We start from the raw sequence: 21,699 nt of genomic DNA on the forward strand, positions 1-21,699 counted from the left end.
CGAGGTCGGTTAGGCTGCGAGTGCTGGTCCCTTCCAGCGCTCGGGTCGTATACTCCGGCCCCATCTTTTTCGGGGTCCGTATTATGATCATTTATCGCCTGTTTCGCATTAGCCGGAGCGCTTATGTCGGGTTCATTTACGCGTTTTGCCGCTATGTTTAGCGCTCGGGTGTCATCGCCCTTGCAGCGTGAATGGGTGCGCATCGCTTGGTTGGGGACGGCTGTGTTGTTGGCGGGTGCTCTGGTTTTGTGGTTTACAGAACAGCCGGTCACGGCGGCGGGCTGGTTAGTTGGCAGTCTGGCTGGCTGGGCGTTTGTGTTATGGCAGTGCCGCACGCGGCTGCATTTGAACGTCAGTCCCTTTGATAAACGAGTGTTCACCGGCCTGGGCACGGCCAATCGCATTACGCTGCTGCGCGGCTGGTTGATTGGTGCGACGGCCGGATTTCTGGCAATCATCCCGCTCCAAGTTCACGCGGGGTTGCTGTTCGCGCCGGCTGTGCTTTACACCCTGGCCGCCGCCTTGGATGGGCTCGATGGTTATGTCGCCCGGCGTCAGCAACAGACGACGCGCCTGGGGACTGAACTCGATACCGCCATGGATGCCTTCGGCTTGCTTATCGCGCCGCTGGTTGCTGTCTTTACCGATCGGCTTCCGGCGGTTTATTTGCTGGTCAGCGTGGCTTATTACCTGTTCCGGTGGGGTATTCACTGGCGAGCGCAGCGCGGTCGGCCGGTGTATTCGCTGCCGCCAAGTCAGGTGCGTCGATACCTGGCCGGGGCGCAAATGGTGCTGGTGGCGCTGGCGTTGTGGCCACCTCTGTCTGAATCGGTTATCTACTGGTTGAGCATTGCCCTGATGATCCCGCTGCTGCTGGGCTTCTGTCGTGATTGGCTTCACGTCAGCGGCTGGCTTGGTGCTCGCCGGGAGCCTGCTGCATGACACAAGGTCATGGCTTCAATCGATGGAGCCTCACCACCGGAGTGCTCTGGCTGCTGGCACTGGCGCTGGCCGTTTGGACGCTCAGGCAGTTGCCACTGCACAGCATAGCCGCCCAGCTTGAGCAGCTCAGTTGGCACAATTGGCTGCTGTGGATTTTGGTCAATGGCGGCATTCTGTATTTGGCCGTTCAGCGCTGGCAGTTGCTGGGGCAGGCAGTGCAGACGCCGTTATCCTTGATCAGTTTGTTTCGGATGCGCCAGGCGGGCAGCGCGGTCAGTTTTCTGACTCCCGGACCGCATTTTGGTGGCGAGCCGCTGCAGGTGCTCTGGTTGCATCGACTTTTCGCTCAGCCGCTGCACCGCGCCGTTGCCATGCTGGGGTTGGACCGCTTTGTGGAAACCGCGACTAATATCGCTGTCTTGCTCGCCGGTGTGTTGATGCTGCTGGGTACGACCGTGGTACCGCTTGATGAAGGGCTTCAGGTTTCGGCTATTTTGGCTGGGGTCTTGGTTGCCTTGGTCGCGGCGGCGGCGCTGGTGGTGTACCACCCGCTGTGGCTGGCGAATCGGATTCGACCCTTGGTGCAACGCTGGCGCCCTGTTTCGGCTGAGCGCGATGCCAACCAAGAAGGCGGCTGGCAGGCGCTGGTGCGCTTGATGCAGGGCGCGCTGGCGTTGCACCGCGGGCGTCTGGCGGTCGCCTTGCTGTTGTCGTTGCTGGGTTGGGTGGCGCTGTTGCTGGAGTTGTGGCTGTTGTTGCGCTTTCTCAATCTTTCGCCATCGCTGAGCGATTTGTTGACCATCATGGTGGGCATGCGGCTGGCTATGTTGCTGCCGGTGCCGGGCGGCATTGGCACCATCGAGGCGTCGCTGTTGTGGTCGTTCCAGTTGCTGGGTTTGCCGGTCAGTGCGGCCCTTGGGCTGATCGCACTGACCCGGCTGCGCGATGCGCTGGTGTTATTGGTCGGCTTGGCGTGTTTATACAGCTTTCATCGCCCCCGGCTGACCAGCAAAGGCAAGGTCGTATCAGCCGAATGAATGCCGGTAGGCCGCCCAGCAGCTGTCGTTTTCCCAGAGTTTGACGGTGAGTGCACCGGTGCCGGGCGGGGTAATGTCGGCCAACAGCTGTTCGCTGAGGATGCGGCTGAAATGCTCAATGCTCGGGTTCAGGCCAGCGAATTCCGGTTTGTCGTTGAGCATGCTGTCGCGGTAGTAACCCACCACCTTGTTCAGGGCGGCTTCGATTTCGACGATGTCGACCAGGTAGCCATGCTCGTTCAGGGTGTCACTTTCGATGCGCACTTCGAGCACATAGTGGTGGGCGTGGGGATTGTTTTCGGCGCCCCAGTCCCCGCCAATCAGATAATGATTGGCAATAAAATCCTGGGTAACGGCAACGGTATACATAGAAATCCTTATCGGTTAATCAACGGAATAATCAAACAGCGGCTGCACCATGTCGACTTGAGAGTCGTGCAGTTGCTGGTAAAGGGTACCGGCTTCGCGCAATGGCAGCTTGTGGGTGATCAGTTGGGTCGGGTCGAGGCGGCGAATCATCTCCCAGGCCAGGTCGAAGCGGCGTTGTTTGCTCCAACGGCCGCTAAGAGTTGGCGCCAGAGTGCTCACCTGGCTGGTAATCAGTTGCAGCCGATTGCGATGCGCTTCGCCGCCTAAATTGACCGATACCGGCTTGTTGCCATACCAGCTGCCAATCACGATGCGGCTGGCATAACCACTCAGACCAATAGCCAGATTCAGGGCGTCGGGGTGCCCGCTGATCTCGTAAATCAAATCGGCATCGGCCAGATCGGGTTGCTGATTTGGGGTGGCGTCTGCCGGGCTGAAGACCGCCTCTACGCCCAGTTGGCGAGCCAGTGCCTGGCGGTTGGCTTGGCCTTCAACGGCCTGCAAAGAGGCCAGAGGGTATTGGGCGAGCACGCCCGATAACAGCAAACCGACCACGCCCTGGCCGAGCACCACGACCCGCTCGCCGAGCATCGGCTGGCCGTCCTGCACCAGGTTAACGGCCGTTTCCATGTTGGGCAGAAAGACGGCGGCTTCGGCGGAAATGTCGGTTGGTACGGCAATCAGCTGGTCTGGGCGAGCCGTGAAGTGACTGGCGTGGGGTTGGAAGGAAAACACCGTTTTCCCCAGCCAGGCCGGGTCAACATCTGCGCCGACTTGCTGTACCTCTCCGACACAGGCATAGCCGTATTGCACCGGATACTGGGAAGCGCCCTGCAGCGATTCGAGCGAGCTGTCGAGTGCCATCGAACTGGGCAATTGCCCGCGATAGAGCAGTAATTCAGTGCCGGGGCTGACGGCGGAGTAACGGCTGCGCACCTGAACTTCATTCGCCGCCGGTGATGCCAAAGATACTTTGCGCACTTCAACCTGAAACGGCGCGGTAAACCAGAGCTGAGCGGCGGTGGTCATGATTCGGGCCCCGGTTGTGCTTCACCTGGGTAGCGTAGCCGACCCCAGACAATCAACTCGTCGCCCAGTTGCTGGCTGCGCAGGTCGTCGATATGAGGGAAGGGCAGGCTGTCGGTTCCGCCCAGTTGGCCCACGGCGTTGTAACCGCCCACAAAAACCGGGGCTACCGTCAGGATGACGGCGTCGGCCAGGGCGGTTCGCAGAAAGGCAGTAATCACCGAGGCACCGCCTTCAACCATTAAGCTGCGAATGCCGCGTTCATGCAGAACCGCCATGGCTGCATGGAGGTTAACGTGCCCGTCGGCATCGCTGGGCACAACAATCAGTTCACAGTCATCACGATCGGCCGCGCCCTCGGGAGTGGTCAGCACCCAGCAGCCGCGCTCGGCACTCTGGCACAGCTGGCAGCTGGGCGGCATGCGCAACTGGCTGTCGAGGACGATGGGTTGCGGGTCTTTGCCGGTCCATTTGCGCACGTTGAGGCGGGGGTTGTCGGCCAGGACGGTACCAATGCCGACTAAAATGCCATCGTGCAGGCTGCGCAACTGGTGCGTCATCTGCATGCTGGCATCGCTGCTCAGTGCCAAGGTTTTACCGGGCGCGGTAGTAATGCTGCCGTCCATGCTTTGGGCGTAGCTGAGCGTGATATGGGGGCGCTGAGGGCCGATCTTCTGGGCGGAGTCCTGCGCGGCTTTCTGTTCGGCCAGCAGCCAGTGCTCGATGTCCTGATTCAGTGTCATGAGCTGACAGGTTTGACGATGGGTTCGAGGGGCAACAGATGATCCATACGCTGCACCTTGGTGAGCAAGTAGTCAGCGTTATCGGTGTTGGCCGCGACGGCCAGCGATACCCGTTGCGAAACAGTAATACCTTCGGCTTCCAGCGCACTGATCTTAGCCGGGTTGTTGGTGATCAGCTGTACTGATTCCACTCCCAGATCTTCCAGTATCAGTGCCGCCAGTGAGTAGTCGCGTTCGTCGGCTTCGTGCCCGAGCATTAAATTGGCGTCGACGGTGTCGTAGCCCTGATCTTGCAGATTATAGGCGCGCAGCTTGTCGAGCAGTCCGATGCCGCGGCCTTCCTGGCGCATATAGAGCACCACGCCAGCGCCGGCGTTCGCGATCATAGCCATGGCACGGTCGAGTTGTTCACCGCAATCGCAGCGCCGGGAGCCGAGCACATCGCCGGTGAAACATTCAGAATGAACCCGAGCCAGAACCGGCCCGGCGTGGGCGATATCGCCCATAAAAAAAGCCAGGTGTTCTTTGTTGTCGAGGGTATTGGTGTAGTAGCACAACTGGAAATCGCCGTATTCAGTGGGGATCCTTGTGCTGGTCATACGGGTCACGGCAGGTATAGACATGAGGTACTCTTAATGTTGGTATAACGATCCTTGTATGCCTGGGCGGCTAGCTGTTTCATGCCCGGACACTATTCAATAAGTTACGACCCCCCTGTTTGGAACGGATCACAACTCTGTTGAACTTCACCACCTTGTATTTTGTTTTCCCCGGTGACCTGGCGACGCCGACAGGCGGTTATCGCTACGATCGCCGGTTGATCCGCGAGTTGCGGCAACTGGGCTTAGAAGTCCAAACGATTGCTCTTTCCAGCCAATTTCCCTTCCCGGATGACCAGGCGCTGGAAGATGCTCGCCAGAAACTGGTGGCGGTGCCAGATGGTGCTGTCGTGATTTTCGATGGTCTCGCCTTCGGCACGCTGGATCAGCTTGCTGAAGCCGAAGCACAACGTCTTCGCATCATCGCTTTATGCCATCATCCGCTGGCGCTGGAATCGGGTTTGGACCCGGCACAGCAACAGCGTTTTCAGGCATCGGAGCAACGCGCATTGTACACCGTTCGCTCTACGCTGGTCACCAGCGAGCACACCCGACAGATTCTGATCGACCAGTTCGCTATGCCACCGGAAAAGGTGGTGGTCGCGCAGCCCGGCACTGATCCAACACCCTTTGCTCCGTGCATCGGGTCGCCTATGCAGTTGCTGACCGTCGCTACCCTGACCCGGCGCAAAGCACACGATGTGCTTATCGATGCGCTGTCGCCTCTGGCCGATCTGCCCTGGCAGGCTCGTTTTGTCGGTGGCAAAGACTTCGACCCCGACTGGAGCGACGCCTTGCAGCAGCAGATAAATCGGCTGCAACTGCAGGAGCGCATCCAACTGGTGGGCGCAATCGATGACCTGAAGGCCGAGTTCCACAATGCCGACCTCTTCGTGTTGCCCTCTAGGTTCGAAGGCTACGGCATGGTCTTCGCCGAAGCGCTGGCTGCGGGCCTGCCGGTTATCGCTGCCCGGGCCGGTGCGGTACCGGATGTCGTGCCTGAATCCGCTGGTCTGCTGGTACTACCTGACGACACAGCCGCGCTAACAGATGCGCTGCGTACCTTGCTGACCGAAAAAGACCTGCACCGCCAACTGCAGGCTGGCGCCCGTAACGCGGCCGCTAACTTACCCACTTGGGCCGATACCGCCGGTCAGGTGGTTCGCCTTATCCAATCCATACACCCATAAGGAAATGCCTCAACCATGAGTGGATTCAGTATCGACTGGCTCGATCTGCGCGAAGCCGCAGACCGACGTGCCCGCGACAAAGGCCTGAAGGATCAGGCAATACGGTGGTTGGAACTGGTTGAAAGCCCGGTGGTGGTTGATTTGGGCGCCGGTACCGGGTCCACCTTGCGACAGCTCAGCTCGCCGAACCAGTCATCGCTGACCTGGCGCCTGGTCGATAACGATGTGACCTTGCTCGCGGAAGCGCAACGCCGGCATGGCCAGACGCACCGCATAGAGCCCTGTAAAGCGGATCTGGCGGCGTTGACATCACTGCCGCTCCAGGGCGCTGGTCTGGTCACCGCCTCGGCGTTGTTCGATCTGGTGTCCGAGGACTTTCTCGATACGCTCGCTACAAAGCTGAAAGCCCAAAGCCAGCAACAGCCATTGGGCCTTTATGCCGCTCTGAATTACGACGGCACCACCCAGTGGACACCACAACACCCGCTGGATGACGCTGTACTGGCAGCTTTTAATCAGGATCAGCGCACCGACAAGGGCTTTGGCCTGGCGCTGGGGCCAGACTCCGGTGCCGTTTTGCAGCGTTTGTTTTCTCAAGCTGGCTTCAACGTCTATTCCGCCAACAGCCCTTGGGTGCTGGACGGTGCCGATCAAGCGATGGTGGCTGAGCTAATCACCGGCATAGCCGCGGCGGTTGCCGATCACCCGGACATCGACGCCAGCGCGCTGGCAGACTGGGTGCAGTTTCGCCACGCTAAGGCTGCTACGGGTACTTGCAGCGTTGGGCACACAGACGTTTTAGCCTTACCGGTTTGAGAACTTTAAACACGGCCTGGGCTCAACAGACCAGCGGCGGTGGCCTGGGGTGCTCCTGTGGGGGAGTCCGCAGCATGGATGCTGCGGTCTAGGCTCCATGGAAGGATCTACGCCGACCCCACAGGAGCACCCCGGTTCGCCGATGCGGACAAATGCCACTGAAACAGGGTTAAGAAAATGAACCCAGCCGTCTGGCATACACATCGCCGCTGCCTTCGTGGGTTGCTGCCAAATGGCGTTTCATCTCCACCGGGGTCAGCCATTGCTCGAACTGCAGGCGGTGGCTTTCGCCGGGGGCCAGGTTGTACTGGTAGTTCCCCAATGCTTCCAAGCGATCGATACAGGCCAGCGCATTGTCCATGCTGGCCGGGATGTACTCGAACGACAGCGCCGCCAGCGGTCGTGATAACCCCTGTAAAACCGCCAGTTCAAAGCCTTCGACATCGATTTTGCAAAACCGTGGCTCGCCGTGACGCTCGATCAGCGCATCGAGCGTGGTGACCGGAACCGTCACTTCGCGATCCCAACGTACCGACTGAAACGAAGCATCCTGTTGCACCTGGGAAATCCATTCCTTCGATAGCGTGGTGACCGTAGGCGTGCGCGTGCTGATGAACAGCGTGGCCTCGCCCGGTTCTGCGCCAACGGCTTCTTCGACCAGGGTGATCTTGGCATCGGTGCCGTAGCGTTGTCGCAGGGTTTGCATCAGCAAAGGCTGAGGTTCCAGGGCCACAATTTGGGCGTCCAGAGCGCGCCAGGCCAGCAACCGATTGCCGACGTGAGCGCCAATTTCGAAACACAAATCACCGGGGCGAATAAACTGGCCGTAACAGCGCCGCAGGCGTGACTGTCGCCCGGGAATGCCGTAGTACATCAGCAGTGAACGCCACAGACCGAGGCGTTCCCGCCAACTTGGGTGTGCCATCAGTTGGGCTCCTTGAGTTCGGAATACTGGTCAGATTCGGAAAAGGTGTCGGGTTCGGAAAATGCCTCGACAAAGCGGTCGCGAACCTCATCCATTCGCCAGACTGGAGCGTCTGCCTCCAGCATCAGGCCGGGTTGCCAATGCCAGCTTTCGATCGCTTCGATCACCGCCGGGTCGCGGGCAATCAGATGCACCGGAACGTCTCTGTTGTCGGGGTCGCCGGTTATCATCGGTGCAGCCTGGTGATCGCCCAGTATCAGCACCACCAGATTGTCGTCGCCGTATTCCCGCAGGTAGGACACCAGCGCCTCCAGCATGTATTCGATCGACTGGCGGTAATACTGGCGAATCGTCGTGACATCGCTCCACACTTCTTCCGGAGTAGGCCCGGCCTGGGCTTGGTCGTTAAAGATGGTGCCGTTGCCGACCTGATCCCAGGGCACCAGATGGGCGTTGGGTGTCCAGGGCGCGTGTGATGAAATCATCGCCACTTCAGCCATGACCGGTTGCCGCTTTTGCCCGCTGCGCTCGCGCGCCTGCAAAGCCGACCAGACGTACTGATCGGGCATGGTCACCCAGTTGAAGGGCAGTCCTTCGTAGCCGAAATTATGCGCATTGTAGATCTGGTCGTAGCCGAAATAAGCGCCTTCGGGCCAAGCCAGGCTGATCGCCGGCATCCCCGCCACGGTGCGCCAGCCGGCTTTATGAAACAGCCGATTCAGCGTAAGCCGCTCGCTGAGCATCAGGCTGTTGTAGCGGTTTTCACTGTCGATCCAGGCACCAGAGAGCAGCGTCCCATGGGCCAGCCAGCTCAGTCCACCCACCGTCGGTGACGTCAGGAAGGCGCTGCGCATCTGCAGGCCCTCGGCTTCCAACGTATTTTCCGCCCAGCTCAATTTTTCGGTAATCGACTCCCGGAAAGGGTCTTGCTCTAACAGCACCCGCCCGTAGGACTCGGCGAAGACGATGTAGACATCCTTGCCTGCCAGTCGTGAAAACAAGCCATCGGCGGGCAACTCGGTTGCGGCATCATCACCGACCGTGGCATTAAATTCCTGTATATCCTGAAGGCTGTGAAGAGTATCGCGACCGTGGGCGACCAGTTGATCCCAGGCAAAGGTATCGGCCCGCGACCAGCCTGCTGCTTTCAGCCCGCCCCAGACCAGCAACAGCGCCAGCAGCGTTACAGCGGACAGCCGTGGCGCAGATTGCAGAGTGCGTTGAATACGCCCGAGCATCACGTACGCCAGCCAACACACCAGGGCGATGACCAATACCAGCCCCAGCACAACCAGTACCGACGCCAGGCTGCCCAGCACCCCGCTCAGCAGGCGGCTGGCGTCGGCCAGCAGGTGGCTGTCGAAAACCGGATTAAAGCGGCGCGCAAAAATTTCGTGGGTGACCAGGTCGGTGCCGCGCAGCAATAAACCCAAGCCGAGCATCACCGCCAGCAGAGCATGGACGCTACGGCCGGCTAAGCCGGGAATCAGCAGCAGAAAACCGATAACCAGCAATTCCAACGGAAAAAACAGAAAGGCGGACGGTGTAATCCAGACCAGCCGGTTAGGCAGGGAGAGGGCGACAAAGAGGCCAACAAAGGCCATGACAGTGATCAAGTGCCGGATAACTGGGTGATGAGGCATCTACAGGTCTCATATTTAGTAACAGATGGTAGAAGAGGATGTGTCGAGTAATCGCGCAGACTAACCCAGAGTACTGATAATCCAAAAGCGACACGGGTCGGATTGCTCGGAACAGTTAGCCATATTGAGGGACTGTCGGGTAAGGATTCACTTATTTAATAGTAGGAAGGCGCTGATCCATCGAACCACCGAGGTAGAAAGCTGGTTCGATTTTGCGGAGCGTCAGGCACAAAAAAGCCCCGCGTCTGCGAGGCTTCTTTGTGGAATTAGGTGGTGCCCAGAGGCGGAATCGAACCACCGACACGGGGATTTTCAATCCCCTGCTCTACCGACTGAGCTATCTGGGCAATGTCCGTCGAAACGAACGGGGCGTATTAAACGGAATTTGCTATAAGGGGTCAAGCGTTTTCAATATAAATCTTTGATTTTTTTAAAGATTCCCCTTCAATCACGTTTCTGGTACGTAGCCTTCAGCCTGATCGAAGTCACCGCCGCTGAGGAACTTCTGCATTTGTTCTTTGAGGTATTTACGTGCGTCCGGGTCGGTCATTACCAGGTGCTTTTCATTGATCAGACGGGTCTGGTGTTCCTGCCATTCAGTCCAGGCGCGTTTGGAAACATGCTCAAAGATATCCTGACCTTGAGGGCCGGGGTAGGGCGGCTTATCCAGGCCTTCGAGTTCCTGTTGGTATTTGCGGCAAAAGACGGTGCGGGTCATGAAAAAGATCCATCCGGTTTAGAACAGTCGTTCGAGCAGCGCTTTGACCGGGGCACTCAGGCCCACTTGCTCGGCGAGCCCCGGATGGTACCAGAGGGCGTGTTCGGAAACAGCCGGTGGTGTGCTGCGCAGCGGCACGAACAGCGGGTGAATGTTGAGGTGATAGTGGCTGAAGGTATGACGAAAACTGCTCCAGTCTTCAGCCGGATCATTGATACCACTGAGTGCCAGTTGCTGTTCGGCGGCATCACGACTGTCAAATTGAGGGAAGGCATGCAGTCCACCCCAAATGCCGCTGTCAGGGCGTTTAACCAACTGTACTCGGCCGTCCGGCGCTTGCAGGATCAGCATCCAGGCGTCACGCACCGGTTTTTCTTTTTTGGGTTTGGAGGCCGGCAGTTCGGCGGTGCGGCCTTCGGCGTAGGCGCGACATTCGCTCTGCACCGGGCAGGCATCGCACAGCGGACGTGAGCGCACACACACCATGGCGCCCAGATCCATCATCACCTGATTGAAATCGGCGACGCGTTTGGCTGGTGTCAGGGACTCGCTCCACTGCCACAGTTGTTTGAGGTTGGCGGTGGTCCCGGTCCAACCCTCGAGCGCAAAAAAGCGCGCCAGTACCCGCTTGACGTTGCCATCGAGAATAGCCGCGTGCACACCGCGACTCAGGCTGAGAATGGCGCCGGCAGTAGAGCGGCCAATGCCGGGCAATTCGGCGACGGCCTCGACGCTGGCCGGAAACTCGCCATTGAACTGTTCGACCAGTTGGCGGGCGGCCTTGTGCAGGTTGCGGGCGCGAGCGTAGTAGCCGAGACCGGTCCATAGATGCAGCACTTCGTCGGTATCGGCCGCTGCCAGGTCGTGCACGGTCGGGAAGCGCGCCATAAAACGCTCGAAGTAGGGAATGACGGTGCTGACCTGGGTTTGCTGCAGCATGATCTCGGAGATCCAGACGCGATAAGGCGTCTTGTTCTGCTGCCACGGCAAGGTTTTACGACCGTATTGGTCGTACCAGTTCAGCACCCGCTGTTGAAACCAGTCGGCTTCAATATGCATCTAACGTTTCCCGTCTTCCGTTCTGCGTTTGGCCTTTAGTCACCCAACATCTCGACATCGCGAACGCCACCTTTATCGGCGCTGGTGGCCAGCAAGGCATAGGCTTTTAAGGCGGTGGTAACCTTACGCTTGCGCGGTGCGGCCGGTTTCCAGGCAGCTGCGCCGCGGGACGACATCTCGGTGCGGCGGGCAGCCAGTTCGTCATCGCTGATGTCGATGCGAATGGAGCGTCCCGGAATATCGATGACGATGTCATCGCCTTCCTGGACCAGCGCGATATTACCGCCGGCCGCGGCTTCGGGAGAAACGTGGCCGATCGACAGGCCTGAGGTGCCGCCGGAGAAACGGCCGTCGGTCAGCAAGGCGCAGGCTTTGCCCAGGCCTTTGGATTTCAGGTAGCTGGTCGGGTAGAGCATTTCCTGCATACCCGGACCACCTTTGGGGCCTTCGTAGCGGATAACGACGACATCGCCTTCTTTGACCCTGTCGCCCAGGATGCCCTCAACGGCAGCGTCCTGGCTTTCGAAGATGCGCGCCTTGCCGGTGAACTTGAGGATACTGTCGTCAACGCCGGCGGTTTTTACCACGCAGCCATTTTCGGCCAGGTTACCGTAGAGCACCGCCAGGCCACCCTCGCTGCTGTAGGCGTGTTCGAGCGAACGGATGCAACCATTTTTGCGGTCACCATCGAGTGTTGGCCAACGGGTCGATTGACTGAAGGCTTCCTGGGTTGGAATGCCAGCTGGACCGGCGCGGAAAAATTCCTTAACGGCGGAATCGTCGGTGCGCATGATGTCCCACTGGTCGAGACCTTCTTTCAAGGTTTTGGAATGCACCGTTGGCAGGTCGGTGTGCAGCAGGCCGGCGCGGTCCAGTTCGCCGAGGATGGCGTAGATGCCGCCAGCACGGTGCACATCTTCCATATGATAATTCGGGTTATTGGGCGCTACTTTGCACAACTGAGGAATCTTGCGGGACATCCGGTCGATATCGCTCAGCGTGAAATCGACTTCGCCTTCCTGAGCGGCTGCTAACAAGTGCAGGATGGTGTTGGTGGAGCCGCCCATGGAGATATCCAGTGCCATGGCATTTTCGAACGCCTTGAAGCTGGCGATGGAGCGCGGCAACACGCTGTCGTCGTTCTCTTCGTAGTAGCGCTTGGCCAGACCAACGATGCGTTGGCCGGCTTCGACGAACAGACGGCGGCGGTCGGAGTGAGTAGCTAAAGTGCTGCCGTTGCCGGGCAGAGACAGACCGATGGCTTCGGTCAGGCAGTTCATCGAGTTGGCGGTGAACATGCCCGAGCAGGAACCGCAGGTCGGGCAGGCGGAACGTTCGTATTCGTCGACCAGTTCGTCATCGGCGTTGGGATCGGCGGCGATGACCATGGCATCAACCAGATCCAGACCATGATCGGCCAATTTGGTTTTGCCAGCTTCCATCGGGCCACCAGAAACGAAGATCACCGGAATATTCAGGCGCATGGCGGCGTTGAGCATTCCTGGGGTGATTTTGTCGCAGTTGGAGATGCACACCAGCGCATCGGCGCAGTGCGCATTGACCATATATTCCACGGCGTCAGAAATGACTTCGCGAGACGGCAGACTGTAGAGCATGCCGTCGTGACCCATGGCGATGCCATCATCTACAGCGATGGTGTTGAATTCTTTGGCGACGCCACCGGCCGCTTCGATTTCCCGGCACACCAATTGGCCGAGATCTTTAAGGTGAACATGACCGGGTACGAACTGGGTAAAAGAATTGGCGACGGCGATGATCGGCTTATGGAAGTCGTCGTCTTTCATACCGGTGGCGCGCCACAGCGCGCGGGCGCCGGCCATATTGCGGCCGGCAGTGGACGTTTTCGAGCGATACTCAGGCATGGTGTTTTCCTGCATTGGTCGGGCGGGGCACGGACGCCGTCCGGTGATTTCTAGTGGCGCCATTGTACTGAAGGGTCACCCGATACACAGTGCAATATTGCCAATGGATTGTTTCAGACTTTGGGCTTTGGATTGAACAGGCCGCTAAAAGCCGATAAATGTAGCCATTCTTATGGTCAGATAGGTAATAGCGATGAAGGTCTGGACGGTATTACTCCTCGTGGCTCCATTGTTGGCATCGGCAGAAGAATGGTCAGTAACGCCGGTGTTCGGTCTGGACGCTCAGTTTGGTGGCGACACCATTCAAACCATTAACTATGAAGATGGTTCTGATCAGGACATCAAGGCCGGCAATGGACTGGTTTTTAATGGTGGTGTGCTGTTGGATTTGCCGCTGGAAAACACCCAGCTTCGCTCCACTTTCGGTTTTAAGTTCTCCACTTCTCAGGCTGAAAATGTTGATGTGACTAAGATCGCCTGGCCTCTGGAAGTGGGCTTACGCTATTCATTGAACAATGGTCTTTTTGCCGAGCTAGGCGCTGTTAAACATCTGGGCGCCAGCTATTCGGCCAGTGGCGTAGGCTATGACCGCGATGATGATTACGACACCACTATTGGTATGAATCTTAAAGCGGGGTGGCGTTTTATTACCCTGGGCTATTCGCAGCAGACTTACGAAACGGACGACGAGGAATTCGATGCGTCTTCGTTCAATGTTGGCCTTGAGTTTCCGCTGAATTTCTGACGGGGTTGTGAATAAAAAAAACCGCACTCAAGGTGCGGTTTTTTTCGGTCTGTCAGTCGTGAAAATGACAAGCCACTTGGTGATTACCCGAGGCATTTTCCAACGTCGGTACTTGATCGGCACACTTTGCCTGGGCTTTCGGGCAGCGGGTGCGGAACACACAACCGGACGGCGGATTGATGGGTGACGGTAGATCACCTTCGATCAGAATGATGTCCTTGTTGCGTTCGATCTTCGGATCCGGAATTGGAACCGCGGAGATCAATGCCTGGGTGTAGGGGTGACGCGGTTGATGGTAGATATCCTTAGCGTCAGCCAGTTCCATAACATTACCCAGATAGAGCACCATGATGCGCGTGGAGATGTGTTTGACCACACTCAGATCGTGCGCGATGAAGATCAGTGACAGACCCATCTTTTTCTGCAGTTCCATCAGCAGATTGACGACCTGCGCCTGGATGGACACATCCAGGGCCGACACCGGTTCATCACAGATGATCAGCTTGGGCTTCAGAATTAACGCCCGGGCGATGCCGATGCGCTGGCACTGACCACCGGAAAATTCGTGCGGATAACGGTTCACCTGGTTGGGCAGCAGGCCAACGGTTTTCATCATCTCCTGCACTTTTTCCCGTACTTCCGCTTGTGGCATGCTCGGATAATGAGTGCGCAACGGTTCGGCGATGATCTGGCCGATGGTCATCCGTGGATTCAGCGACGCCAGCGGGTCCTGGAAGATCATCTGAATGTCTTTGCGGTGTGGACGCATTTGACGATCTTTCAGCGGTGCCAGGTCCTGACCGAGCCAGACGATTTCACCGGCTTCGACCGGCAACATGCGGATCACCGCCCGTGCCAGGGTCGATTTACCGCAGCCGGATTCACCGACGATGCCCAGGGTTTCGCCTTCGTACAGATCGAAGGAAACGTTGTTCACCGCCTTCAGTTTTTTCGGCTTGGTCCAGGGCATGGCGCCCTTGGCGTGGATGTCGAACTGGACTTTCAGGTCCTTGACCGACAGCAGTTTTTGCTTCGCTTCGCTCATCGCAGGGCCTCCGGTTCGAAGTGGCAGGCACGTTCACGGTTCAGACTGTTCTGGCTGGTCAGCGCCGGCATGTCCCGGGCGCAACGTTCATCAGCATGGGGGCAGCGCGGCTGGAACGGACAGCCTGCGGGCAGCTCGAGCATGTTCGGTGGGTTGCCGGGAATGGTCAGTAACTCATCGCCATCCTGATCCAGTCGGGGGATGGCCCTGAGCAGGCCGCGGGTATAAGGATGACTGGGCGTTTCGAACACTTGCTCAGTATCGCCATATTCCATAACCCGACCGCCGTACATCACCAGGGTGCGTTTGCAGGCGCCGGCGACCACACCCAGGTCATGGGTGATGAGCATGATGGCGGTGCCGAACTCTTTTTGCAGGTCGGCGAGCAGCGTCATGATCTGCGCCTGAACGGTCACGTCGAGAGCTGTGGTTGGTTCGTCAGCGATCAACAAACGCGGACGCAGCAACAGCGCCATGGCGATCATCACGCGCTGACGCATACCGCCGGAGAATTCGTGCGGGTACATATGAATGCGATTGCGCGCTTCGGGAATGCGCACCGCATCGAGCATGCGAATGGCTTCTTCCAGCGACTCTTTTTGCGACAGGCCTTTATGATGACGCAATACCTCGGTGAGCTGCTGGCTGACTTTCATAAAGGGGTTCAGCGACGTCATCGGGTCCTGGAAGATCATGCTGATCTGGTCGGCGCGGATGTGGTTCAGTTCCGGCTCCGGCAGATTCAAAATTTCCCGGCCATCAAACTGCACGCTGCCTTCGGCGCGCCCATTGCGCGCCAACAAACCCATGATGGAAAAAGCTGTCTGACTTTTGCCCGAACCGGATTCACCCACAATTGCCAGTGTTTCGCCGGCGTCCAGATGAAAGTTCAGGCCATTGACCGCGCTCACTTCGCCATCGAGAGTATCGAAGCGTACGCTCAGGTCGTTCACGGTTAATAAACTCATAATTCGTTGCCTTAGCGGTCTTTCGGATCGAGGGCGTCACGCAGCCCATCGCCGATAAAAAACAGACTGATCAAAGTGGCGATAAAGAAACCCAGCGGGTAAAGCAGTTGCCAGATCGTGCCATAACGCATGTTGGCAGCACCTTGATCGATCAGTGCACCCCAGGACGTCATGGGCTCCTGTACGCCTAAGCCGAGGAAGGAAATAAACGACTCGGTCAGGATCATCTGGGGCACCAGCAAGGTGGCGAAAACCACCACCACGCCCATCAGGTTGGGCACGATATGACGGCGCACAATGGTCATGGAGGTCAGGCCGGTGGCGACGGCGGCCTCAATAAATTCCTTGTTCTTCAGTGACAGCGTCTGGCCGCGTACGATTCGCGCCATGTCCATCCAGGAAATTAGGCCGATGCCAATGAACAGCAAGGTAATACTGCGGCCGAAGGCGACTAACAGCAGAATCAGGAAGAACATGTAGGGGATGGACATCATGATGTCGACAAAACGCATCATGACGTTATCCAGGCGGCCACCAAAATAACCCGCGATGGCGCCATATAGAGTGCCAATGATGACCGCAATCAGTGCGCCAATAATGCCGACCATCAGCGAAATCTGACTGCCTAATGCGACTCGGGCGAACAGGTCGCGGCCTTCGTTATCGGTACCAAAGTAGTGGCCGGTCTCAATAGAAGGGCGACCCGCTTCCGTTGGGTTACCGATGGCACCCCAATCGATCTTGTCGTATTCCCATTGCGCAAAAACGGGGCCGACATAGGCAAATAAGAAAACAGCCAGTAGCAAAAACAGACTGAACATGGCGGCCTTGTTGCGGGCGAAGCGCAACATGGCGGTTTTCCACAGGCTGCGGCCGGCCATTTCGGTACTGGCCAGGTTTTCCGCAAGTGCTGCGGTTTTTTTGGAACGTAACAACATGAAATAAAGCCCTCAGAGCCGAATCTTGGGGTCGATCCAGGCGTAGAGAATATCGACGATGGTGTTGAACAAAATGGTCAGAGCGCCCAGCAAAATGGTGACGCCCATGATCACCGAATAGTCACGGTTGAGCGCTGCGTTGACGAAGTAAGCGCCGATACCGCCAGTGGTGAAATACACATCAATAATGACCGAGCCGGTGATCATTAACACAAAGGTCGGGCCGAGATACGACAACACCGGCAACATGGCCGGCTTCAGCGCATGCCGAAACAGGATATGGCGGAAAGGCATACCTTTGGCGCGAGCGGTGCGGATGTAGTTGGCGTTCAACACTTCGAGCATACTGGAGCGGGTGATGCGGGCGATGCTGGCCAGGTAACTGGTGCCCAGGGCAATCACCGGCAGGATGATGTATTGAATCTGTCCACCGCGCCAACCACCACCAGGCAACCAGCCCAATTGCAGCGTGAAGACGAGCACCAGAATCGGTGCCATCACGAAGTTGGGTAACACCTGACCGACGATGGCGAAACCGACGGCAAAATAGTCACCTTTGGTGTTGTGTTTGAGTGCGGCAATGACCCCAAGCGATATGCCCAGTACAACGGCAAATACAAACGCCCAGAAGCCGTAGGTCAGGGTGACGGGGAAACCGCTCTCGATCATGTCGTTGACGGTCCGGTCCTTGAATTTATAGGACGGGCCGAAATCAAAATCGGTAACGATATTGTAGATATAAGTGCCGATTTGTTGGTAAAGCGGTCTATCCAGGCCGTATTTGGCCTCGATATTGGCCATGACTTCCGGCGGTAACGGCTTTTCGCTGTTGAACGGGCCGCCTGGCGCCGAGTGCATCATGATGAAGGAAATGACGATCAGGACCAGCAGTGTCGGTATAGCGACACCCAGTCGTCTGATGATGAAGTTGATCATGCTGTTAGCCTGCTGAAAAAAAACGCCGCCTATTCTACTAAAGTCCTACTCCAGCTTTCGAACATTCCTTCGGATACGCAGAGACTGCGCCGTAAAGCTATGCAAACAAGGGTTAAATCATGGATCAGGTGGCGGAAGGTCTTTCTTTATAAGGAAAGGCACCGCCACGAGGGCGGTGCCGGACTTAGAACGCTAGTCGATCAATGTTCAACGATGTACAGCTCGCGGCTGTAAGTGTTCTGTTGAACGTCGTCATAGCGCCAGCCTTTAACGTACGGCTTGAGCATGAATACTTCGGTGTAGTGATAAACCGGAGCATTGGGCATGTCTTCAGCGATCAGATGTTCCATCTCAGTGTAGTTTTCGCTCGGGTCGGCCATGGTTTTGGCTTCGGCAGACAGGCGATCGTACTCTTCAGAAACGTAGTTGGCGTCGTTGTAACCGGATTCGGACTGCATCAGATCCAGGAAGGTGGACGCTTCGTTGTAGTCACCACACCAGGCGCCACGGGCCACTTCGAAGTTGCCGTTGCCACGGGTCTCCAGGAAAGTCTGCCATTCCTGGTTCGCCAGAGTGGCGTTAACACCCAGTTTTTCGTTCCACATAGCGGCAACAGCGACGGCAATGCCACGGTGGTTTTCAGAGGTGTTGAACAGGATTTCGAAACTCAGCGGGTTTTCCGGGCCATAGCCGGCTTCAGCCAGCAGGCGCTTGGCTTCGGTGTCACGCTCTTCCTGGGTCATGGTGGCGAAATCGACGGTCGGCGGTGTGAAGCCTGCGGTCAGTTCCGGTGTGAAAGTGTAAGCCGGGAACTGGCCACCTTGGGTGACGTTCTCAACGATGATGTCACGATCGATGGCATAAGACAGCGCCTTACGGACGCGAACGTCATCGAAGGGTGCAACTTCGTTGTTGAAGACGTAGTAGTAGTTACACAGGGCCGGAACGGCATGTGCTTCTTCCGGGGTTTCCTGCTCCAGGCGCGGATACTGACCGGATGGGATATCCGTCTTGTCGATCTCGCCGGCTTGGTAACGGGTCAGACCCTGGTTTTCGTCGCTGATGACGTAGGCTTCTACGCGATCAATCAGGTTTTCGTCGTTGTTCCAGTATTCCGGGTTGCGCTCCAGTACTGTGCGCTCGCCAATAACGTATTCACTCAGGGTGAAAGCACCGTTGCCGACCAGGTTACCCGGGCGAGTCCACTCGTTACCGTACTCGTCGATCACCCATTGCGGTGACGGGAAGGTGGTGGAGTGCATGACCATCTGCGGGAAGTAAGGCAGCGGACGCTCCAGGTTGACTTCCAGAGTCTGGTCGTCGATGGCGGTGACGCCCAGTTCTTCACCCGGCAGGTCGCCTTCGAGAACGGCATCGACGTTTTCCAGTGCCATCAGGGACATATACCAGGCGTAAGGAGAGGCCAGTTCCGGATCAACCGCACGACGCCAGGCGTAAACGAAGTCACCGGCGGTTACCGGCTTGCCGTCAGACCATTTGGCGTCATCGCGCAGATAGAAGGTCCAGGTCTGGTTGTTGTTGGAGGATTCGTAACGCTCAGCAACGCCAGGAGATGGGTTGCCGTCTTTGTCGGCATTGAGCAGACCTTCAAAAAGGTCGCGTGAGATATAGGAGCCGTCAACGTCTTCAACCACTTGCGGGTCGAAGGAAGAAACTTCATCCAGTGCCTGATAGCGGAACACTTGTTCAGCAGCCAGTGGTTCACCGGTAACCGGGTGAGTGGCGGCAGGGCTGGATTGGGCGGTATCGGAGGTGGACTCTTCGTCACTTGAGCAACCGGCCAGGGCAATACCTGCGATTACCGCAGCTGCCAGGCTCAGTCGCCACTGTTCAGCGATGGGTTTCATTGATGATCCTCTTTATGGTGACTGACGACTGCCAGCCTCTTATGAAGGCCGACAATTGAAACAAGAACGGGTTGGCCAAATAAGCCAACCCGTCCAATGGAAAGCAGTGAAAGTGTCATATCTTTTCAAAAACATCAACGATGTTTTTCATATTCTACAACCACTGAGCCGATTCGTATCCGGAATCGGTTTCAGGTTGCATTATACCGGATTTTTTGCAGACGATGGGCGATGATGTGGGCAAGAAAATCAGCACCTTTTTCGGACAGAAATAACCTTCGATTCGGCCTCTTGCCCGGTTTTGGTGCGTGATTTACTGGGATTCGGCTTCCATGGCTTCTATCAGTTTGCTGAGTTCGCGTTGCAGCGCTTCAGCGTCACCAAGGTTGACTTCAACCAGTCGGCGCAGGTGCGAAGCAGTGTCCACATCCATGGACAGTATGCTGACTCCGCAGGCTTGTCGTTGTGGATGAACATAGGCGACGCTGATTTCCATCTGCATTTCGACATCACCCTGATCGAGTCGAACCTTGAGCTCGCCGGTCTGGCCGGTCTCGATATAACCGGCGCCTTCATTCAGCATTACCAGGGCACCCTTAAGGCTGATATCGCGCAGTACGCCAGAGCACTGTACTTCACCGAAGTCGAGACTCACTCGGGCATCGAAACTGATGCGCTGGAAGCGGCGTTGTTCTTTAGTCATCAAGACTTCCTCTGAAGGTATTGAAAACACTATAGTTGGCGTGCATCTAGGGCGCAACGCGAGGCAAGCTTTGTCTGGCGAAGCCCATTTTTCGACTGTCAGGAGTATTGACATGGCTCGATCCACCCAATTACCCAAGGCGGAAGACATACTGCCAGGCCGCTCTGAGCCGCTGGATGTTGATTATCAGCATATGGTTCTGGACATAGATATGCGTGAAATGCCGGACGGGTGCGAGGAAATCCTGCTGGCCATGGGCTGTTTCTGGGGCGCTGAGCGTCATTTCTGGCAGTTGCCGGGCGTGGTCAATACCGCTGTCGGCTATGCCGGTGGCGCAACACCTAACCCGACTTACGATGAAGTCTGCACCGGCCGTACTGGCCATACCGAGATTGTTCGGGTGGTTTACGATCCGGCGATATTGCCGCTGGAGAAATTACTGAAGTCGTTCTGGGAAGCGCACGATCCGACTCAGGGAATGCGTCAGGGTAACGATATCGGCACCCAGTACCGTTCAGCCGTCTACGGCGATGAAGCCCAGCTGGCGGTGGCCCGAGAGACGCAGGCGGTGTTCCAGAGTGAATTGGATCGATTGGATAAAGGCCCGATCACAACGGAGCTGGCACCCAAGCCGACCTTCTATTTTGCGGAAACCTACCACCAGCAATATCTCTACAAGAATCCGCTGGGCTATTGTGGCCTGAAAGGCACCGGCGCCGTCTGTCCGCTTTAACGCCCCGACAGGGCATTGATCCGGTCGCGTAATGTCTGTGCTTCGTGCCGGGCGGCGGTGGCGAAATCGTCACCGTCGCTGGCATAGATGACCGACCGCGATGCATTGATCATCAGGCCGTGGCCTGGCGACGTCTGGCCATAACGAACAGTACCTTCCAAGTCTCCACCCTGAGCACCGATGCCGGGTACCAGCAAGGGTAAGTCCGGTGCTGCGGCGCGGATGCGCGCCATCTCTTGCGGTGCGGTTGCACCGACGACCAGACACAGATTGCCGTATTTGTTCCAGACCTCCTGAGCTTGGCGGGCGACATGGATATAAAGCGGTTCGCCATCGATTAATCGGTCCTGGAAATCAGCGGCACTCGGATTTGATGTCCGGCACAACACGATCACCCCTTTGTCCTGATGCTCGGCAAAAGGCAGCACGGTATCGGCGCCCATATAGGGATTGACCGTTACCGCGTCGGCGCCGTAGTGCTCAAAGGCTTCACGGGCATACATGGCCGCTGTAGAGCCAATATCACCGCGTTTGGCATCGAGGATGACCGGGACCTCCGGATGCTGCTGTTTTATATAAGCAATGCTCGATTTCAGCTGATCTTCCGCAGCTTCCGCGGCGTGGTGAGCAAACTGGGGTTTGAAGGCGCATACCAGGTCGGCCGTCGCATCGACGATGGCGTTATTGAATTGCTCGATGGCATTGGCTTGCGCTTGCACAGCGGCGGGAAAACGTTCTCTAAAGGGGTCAAGTCCGACGCACAGTTGAGTGCCGGCCTGCCAGCGAGCGTTAAGTTGTTCGATAAATGTCATG

Annotated in this window: 22 protein-coding genes and 1 tRNA gene; 6 read left to right on the top strand and 17 right to left on the bottom strand. The window is 57.4% G+C overall.

Annotation, left to right across the window (positions count from 1 at the left end):
* The first annotated feature begins 123 nt into the window (after positions 1-123).
* Positions 124-942, top strand: coding sequence for a CDP-alcohol phosphatidyltransferase family protein (locus ABMA60_RS05805; RefSeq protein WP_392800030.1), 819 nt, complete (start codon positions 124-126; stop codon positions 940-942).
* A complete protein-coding gene (locus ABMA60_RS05810) occupies positions 939-1,979 on the top strand; it encodes a lysylphosphatidylglycerol synthase transmembrane domain-containing protein (protein WP_392800033.1) in 1,041 nt (346 codons plus the stop codon). Before ABMA60_RS05805 ends, ABMA60_RS05810 begins: the two co-directional genes overlap by 4 nt.
* On the opposite strand, the gene ABMA60_RS05815 is transcribed toward ABMA60_RS05810, so the two are convergent.
* The 4 genes from ABMA60_RS05815 to ribA are packed head-to-tail and all read right to left on the bottom strand — an operon-like array spanning position 1,968 to position 4,740.
* Entirely contained in the window at positions 1,968-2,348 is a 381-nt protein-coding gene (locus ABMA60_RS05815; protein WP_392800035.1) for a 6-pyruvoyl tetrahydropterin synthase family protein, read from the bottom strand. The genes ABMA60_RS05810 and ABMA60_RS05815 overlap by 12 nt on opposite strands.
* 15 nt (positions 2,349-2,363) lie before the next feature.
* Positions 2,364-3,377 carry a zinc-binding alcohol dehydrogenase gene (locus ABMA60_RS05820; RefSeq protein WP_392800038.1) on the bottom strand — a complete coding sequence of 338 codons (1,014 nt, stop codon included), beginning with the start codon at positions 3,375-3,377 and terminating at the stop codon, positions 2,364-2,366.
* Positions 3,374-4,117 carry a RibD family protein gene (locus ABMA60_RS05825; RefSeq protein WP_392800040.1) on the bottom strand — a complete coding sequence of 248 codons (744 nt, stop codon included), beginning with the start codon at positions 4,115-4,117 and terminating at the stop codon, positions 3,374-3,376. The genes ABMA60_RS05820 and ABMA60_RS05825 overlap by 4 nt, the downstream gene beginning before the upstream one ends.
* Positions 4,114-4,740, bottom strand: a complete 627-nt coding sequence (gene ribA / locus ABMA60_RS05830) for a GTP cyclohydrolase II (RefSeq protein WP_392800042.1) — start codon at positions 4,738-4,740, stop codon at positions 4,114-4,116. The genes ABMA60_RS05825 and ribA overlap by 4 nt, the downstream gene beginning before the upstream one ends.
* Before the next feature lie 95 nt (positions 4,741-4,835).
* Here ribA and ABMA60_RS05835 point away from each other — a divergent pair, with 95 nt between their 5' ends.
* Positions 4,836-5,906, top strand: coding sequence for a glycosyltransferase family 4 protein (locus ABMA60_RS05835; RefSeq protein WP_392800045.1), 1,071 nt, complete (start codon positions 4,836-4,838; stop codon positions 5,904-5,906).
* A gap of 15 nt (positions 5,907-5,921) precedes the next feature.
* Entirely contained in the window at positions 5,922-6,722 is an 801-nt protein-coding gene (locus tag ABMA60_RS05840) for a hypothetical protein (protein WP_392800048.1), read from the top strand.
* A 169-nt stretch (positions 6,723-6,891) separates the two neighbouring features.
* Here the strand turns inward: ABMA60_RS05840 and ABMA60_RS05845 are convergent, their stop codons facing one another.
* From ABMA60_RS05845 to ilvD, 6 genes are all read right to left on the bottom strand, one after another.
* Complete coding sequence (locus ABMA60_RS05845) at positions 6,892-7,647, bottom strand: FkbM family methyltransferase (RefSeq protein WP_392800051.1); 756 nt, start codon at positions 7,645-7,647, stop codon at positions 6,892-6,894.
* On the bottom strand, positions 7,647-9,290 hold the full coding sequence (locus ABMA60_RS05850) for a hypothetical protein (RefSeq protein WP_392800054.1): 1,644 nt from the start codon (positions 9,288-9,290) through the stop codon (positions 7,647-7,649). Before ABMA60_RS05850 ends, ABMA60_RS05845 begins: the two co-directional genes overlap by 1 nt.
* 271 nt (positions 9,291-9,561) lie before the next feature.
* A tRNA-Phe gene (locus ABMA60_RS05855) sits at positions 9,562-9,637 on the bottom strand.
* A 101-nt stretch (positions 9,638-9,738) separates the two neighbouring features.
* Entirely contained in the window at positions 9,739-10,008 is a 270-nt protein-coding gene (locus ABMA60_RS05860) for an oxidative damage protection protein (protein WP_392800056.1), read from the bottom strand.
* 18 nt (positions 10,009-10,026) lie between these two features.
* Entirely contained in the window at positions 10,027-11,067 is a 1,041-nt protein-coding gene (mutY, locus tag ABMA60_RS05865; RefSeq protein WP_392800058.1) for an A/G-specific adenine glycosylase, read from the bottom strand.
* A gap of 35 nt (positions 11,068-11,102) precedes the next feature.
* Positions 11,103-12,950 carry a dihydroxy-acid dehydratase gene (ilvD, locus tag ABMA60_RS05870; RefSeq protein WP_392800061.1) on the bottom strand — a complete coding sequence of 616 codons (1,848 nt, stop codon included), beginning with the start codon at positions 12,948-12,950 and terminating at the stop codon, positions 11,103-11,105.
* 193 nt (positions 12,951-13,143) lie between these two features.
* Between ilvD and ABMA60_RS05875 the strand changes: the two genes are divergently transcribed.
* Positions 13,144-13,695, top strand: coding sequence for a hypothetical protein (locus ABMA60_RS05875; RefSeq protein ID WP_392800063.1), 552 nt, complete (start codon positions 13,144-13,146; stop codon positions 13,693-13,695).
* Between the two features lie 52 nt (positions 13,696-13,747).
* Here ABMA60_RS05875 and oppF read toward each other — a convergent pair whose 3' ends face one another.
* The 6 genes from oppF to ABMA60_RS05905 all read right to left on the bottom strand — a co-directional run bounded on the left by oppF (position 13,748) and on the right by ABMA60_RS05905 (position 20,153).
* Positions 13,748-14,740, bottom strand: a complete 993-nt coding sequence (gene oppF, locus ABMA60_RS05880; protein WP_392800066.1) for a murein tripeptide/oligopeptide ABC transporter ATP binding protein OppF — start codon at positions 14,738-14,740, stop codon at positions 13,748-13,750.
* On the bottom strand, positions 14,737-15,708 hold the full coding sequence (locus ABMA60_RS05885) for an oligopeptide/dipeptide ABC transporter ATP-binding protein (protein WP_392800069.1): 972 nt from the start codon (positions 15,706-15,708) through the stop codon (positions 14,737-14,739). The genes oppF and ABMA60_RS05885 overlap by 4 nt, the downstream gene beginning before the upstream one ends.
* An 11-nt stretch (positions 15,709-15,719) precedes the next feature.
* Positions 15,720-16,646, bottom strand: a complete 927-nt coding sequence (locus ABMA60_RS05890; RefSeq protein WP_392800072.1) for an ABC transporter permease subunit — start codon at positions 16,644-16,646, stop codon at positions 15,720-15,722.
* A 12-nt stretch (positions 16,647-16,658) separates the two neighbouring features.
* Positions 16,659-17,582, bottom strand: a complete 924-nt coding sequence (gene oppB, locus ABMA60_RS05895; protein ID WP_392800074.1) for an oligopeptide ABC transporter permease OppB — start codon at positions 17,580-17,582, stop codon at positions 16,659-16,661.
* Positions 17,583-17,782: 200 nt separating this feature from the next.
* Complete coding sequence (locus ABMA60_RS05900; protein ID WP_392800076.1) at positions 17,783-19,450, bottom strand: ABC transporter substrate-binding protein; 1,668 nt, start codon at positions 19,448-19,450, stop codon at positions 17,783-17,785.
* A 313-nt stretch (positions 19,451-19,763) separates the two neighbouring features.
* Positions 19,764-20,153, bottom strand: a complete 390-nt coding sequence (locus ABMA60_RS05905; protein ID WP_392800079.1) for a PilZ domain-containing protein — start codon at positions 20,151-20,153, stop codon at positions 19,764-19,766.
* Positions 20,154-20,265: 112 nt separating this feature from the next.
* Between ABMA60_RS05905 and msrA the strand changes: the two genes are divergently transcribed.
* Positions 20,266-20,886 (top strand): peptide-methionine (S)-S-oxide reductase MsrA, encoded by a 621-nt coding sequence (gene msrA, locus ABMA60_RS05910; RefSeq protein WP_392800081.1) that lies wholly within the window; start codon positions 20,266-20,268, stop codon positions 20,884-20,886.
* On the opposite strand, the gene pyrF is transcribed toward msrA, so the two are convergent.
* Positions 20,883-21,698 (bottom strand): orotidine-5'-phosphate decarboxylase, encoded by an 816-nt coding sequence (pyrF, locus tag ABMA60_RS05915; RefSeq protein ID WP_392800083.1) that lies wholly within the window; start codon positions 21,696-21,698, stop codon positions 20,883-20,885. The two genes, msrA and pyrF, sit on opposite strands and share 4 nt — an antisense overlap.
* Position 21,699: the final 1 nt, after the last annotated feature.

The organism is Saccharospirillum sp. HFRX-2 (assembly GCF_043196805.1).
Lineage (GTDB): Bacteria > Pseudomonadota > Gammaproteobacteria > Pseudomonadales > Natronospirillaceae > Saccharospirillum.

What these genes read in the sequence shown, in the direction of transcription:
- ABMA60_RS05840 (WP_392800048.1), top strand. Translation starts at nt 5,922, where the DNA reads ATGAGTGGATTCAGTATCGACTGGCTCGATCTGCGCGAAGCCGCAGAC.
- ilvD (WP_392800061.1), bottom strand. Translation starts at nt 12,950, where the DNA reads ATGCCTGAGTATCGCTCGAAAACGTCCACTGCCGGCCGCAATATGGCC.
- ABMA60_RS05810 (WP_392800033.1), top strand. Translation starts at nt 939, where the DNA reads ATGACACAAGGTCATGGCTTCAATCGATGGAGCCTCACCACCGGAGTG.
- oppF (WP_392800066.1), bottom strand. Translation starts at nt 14,740, where the DNA reads ATGAGCGAAGCGAAGCAAAAACTGCTGTCGGTCAAGGACCTGAAAGTC.
- ABMA60_RS05875 (WP_392800063.1), top strand. Translation starts at nt 13,144, where the DNA reads ATGAAGGTCTGGACGGTATTACTCCTCGTGGCTCCATTGTTGGCATCG.
- ABMA60_RS05815 (WP_392800035.1), bottom strand. Translation starts at nt 2,348, where the DNA reads ATGTATACCGTTGCCGTTACCCAGGATTTTATTGCCAATCATTATCTG.
- ABMA60_RS05885 (WP_392800069.1), bottom strand. Translation starts at nt 15,708, where the DNA reads ATGAGTTTATTAACCGTGAACGACCTGAGCGTACGCTTCGATACTCTC.
- ABMA60_RS05905 (WP_392800079.1), bottom strand. Translation starts at nt 20,153, where the DNA reads ATGACTAAAGAACAACGCCGCTTCCAGCGCATCAGTTTCGATGCCCGA.
- ABMA60_RS05860 (WP_392800056.1), bottom strand. Translation starts at nt 10,008, where the DNA reads ATGACCCGCACCGTCTTTTGCCGCAAATACCAACAGGAACTCGAAGGC.
- ABMA60_RS05825 (WP_392800040.1), bottom strand. Translation starts at nt 4,117, where the DNA reads ATGACACTGAATCAGGACATCGAGCACTGGCTGCTGGCCGAACAGAAA.
- ABMA60_RS05805 (WP_392800030.1), top strand. Translation starts at nt 124, where the DNA reads ATGTCGGGTTCATTTACGCGTTTTGCCGCTATGTTTAGCGCTCGGGTG.
- ABMA60_RS05820 (WP_392800038.1), bottom strand. Translation starts at nt 3,377, where the DNA reads ATGACCACCGCCGCTCAGCTCTGGTTTACCGCGCCGTTTCAGGTTGAA.
- ribA (WP_392800042.1), bottom strand. Translation starts at nt 4,740, where the DNA reads ATGTCTATACCTGCCGTGACCCGTATGACCAGCACAAGGATCCCCACT.
- ABMA60_RS05890 (WP_392800072.1), bottom strand. Translation starts at nt 16,646, where the DNA reads ATGTTGTTACGTTCCAAAAAAACCGCAGCACTTGCGGAAAACCTGGCC.
- ABMA60_RS05900 (WP_392800076.1), bottom strand. Translation starts at nt 19,450, where the DNA reads ATGAAACCCATCGCTGAACAGTGGCGACTGAGCCTGGCAGCTGCGGTA.
- msrA (WP_392800081.1), top strand. Translation starts at nt 20,266, where the DNA reads ATGGCTCGATCCACCCAATTACCCAAGGCGGAAGACATACTGCCAGGC.
- pyrF (WP_392800083.1), bottom strand. Translation starts at nt 21,698, where the DNA reads ATGACATTTATCGAACAACTTAACGCTCGCTGGCAGGCCGGCACTCAA.
- ABMA60_RS05845 (WP_392800051.1), bottom strand. Translation starts at nt 7,647, where the DNA reads ATGGCACACCCAAGTTGGCGGGAACGCCTCGGTCTGTGGCGTTCACTG.
- mutY (WP_392800058.1), bottom strand. Translation starts at nt 11,067, where the DNA reads ATGCATATTGAAGCCGACTGGTTTCAACAGCGGGTGCTGAACTGGTAC.
- oppB (WP_392800074.1), bottom strand. Translation starts at nt 17,582, where the DNA reads ATGATCAACTTCATCATCAGACGACTGGGTGTCGCTATACCGACACTG.
- ABMA60_RS05850 (WP_392800054.1), bottom strand. Translation starts at nt 9,290, where the DNA reads ATGCCTCATCACCCAGTTATCCGGCACTTGATCACTGTCATGGCCTTT.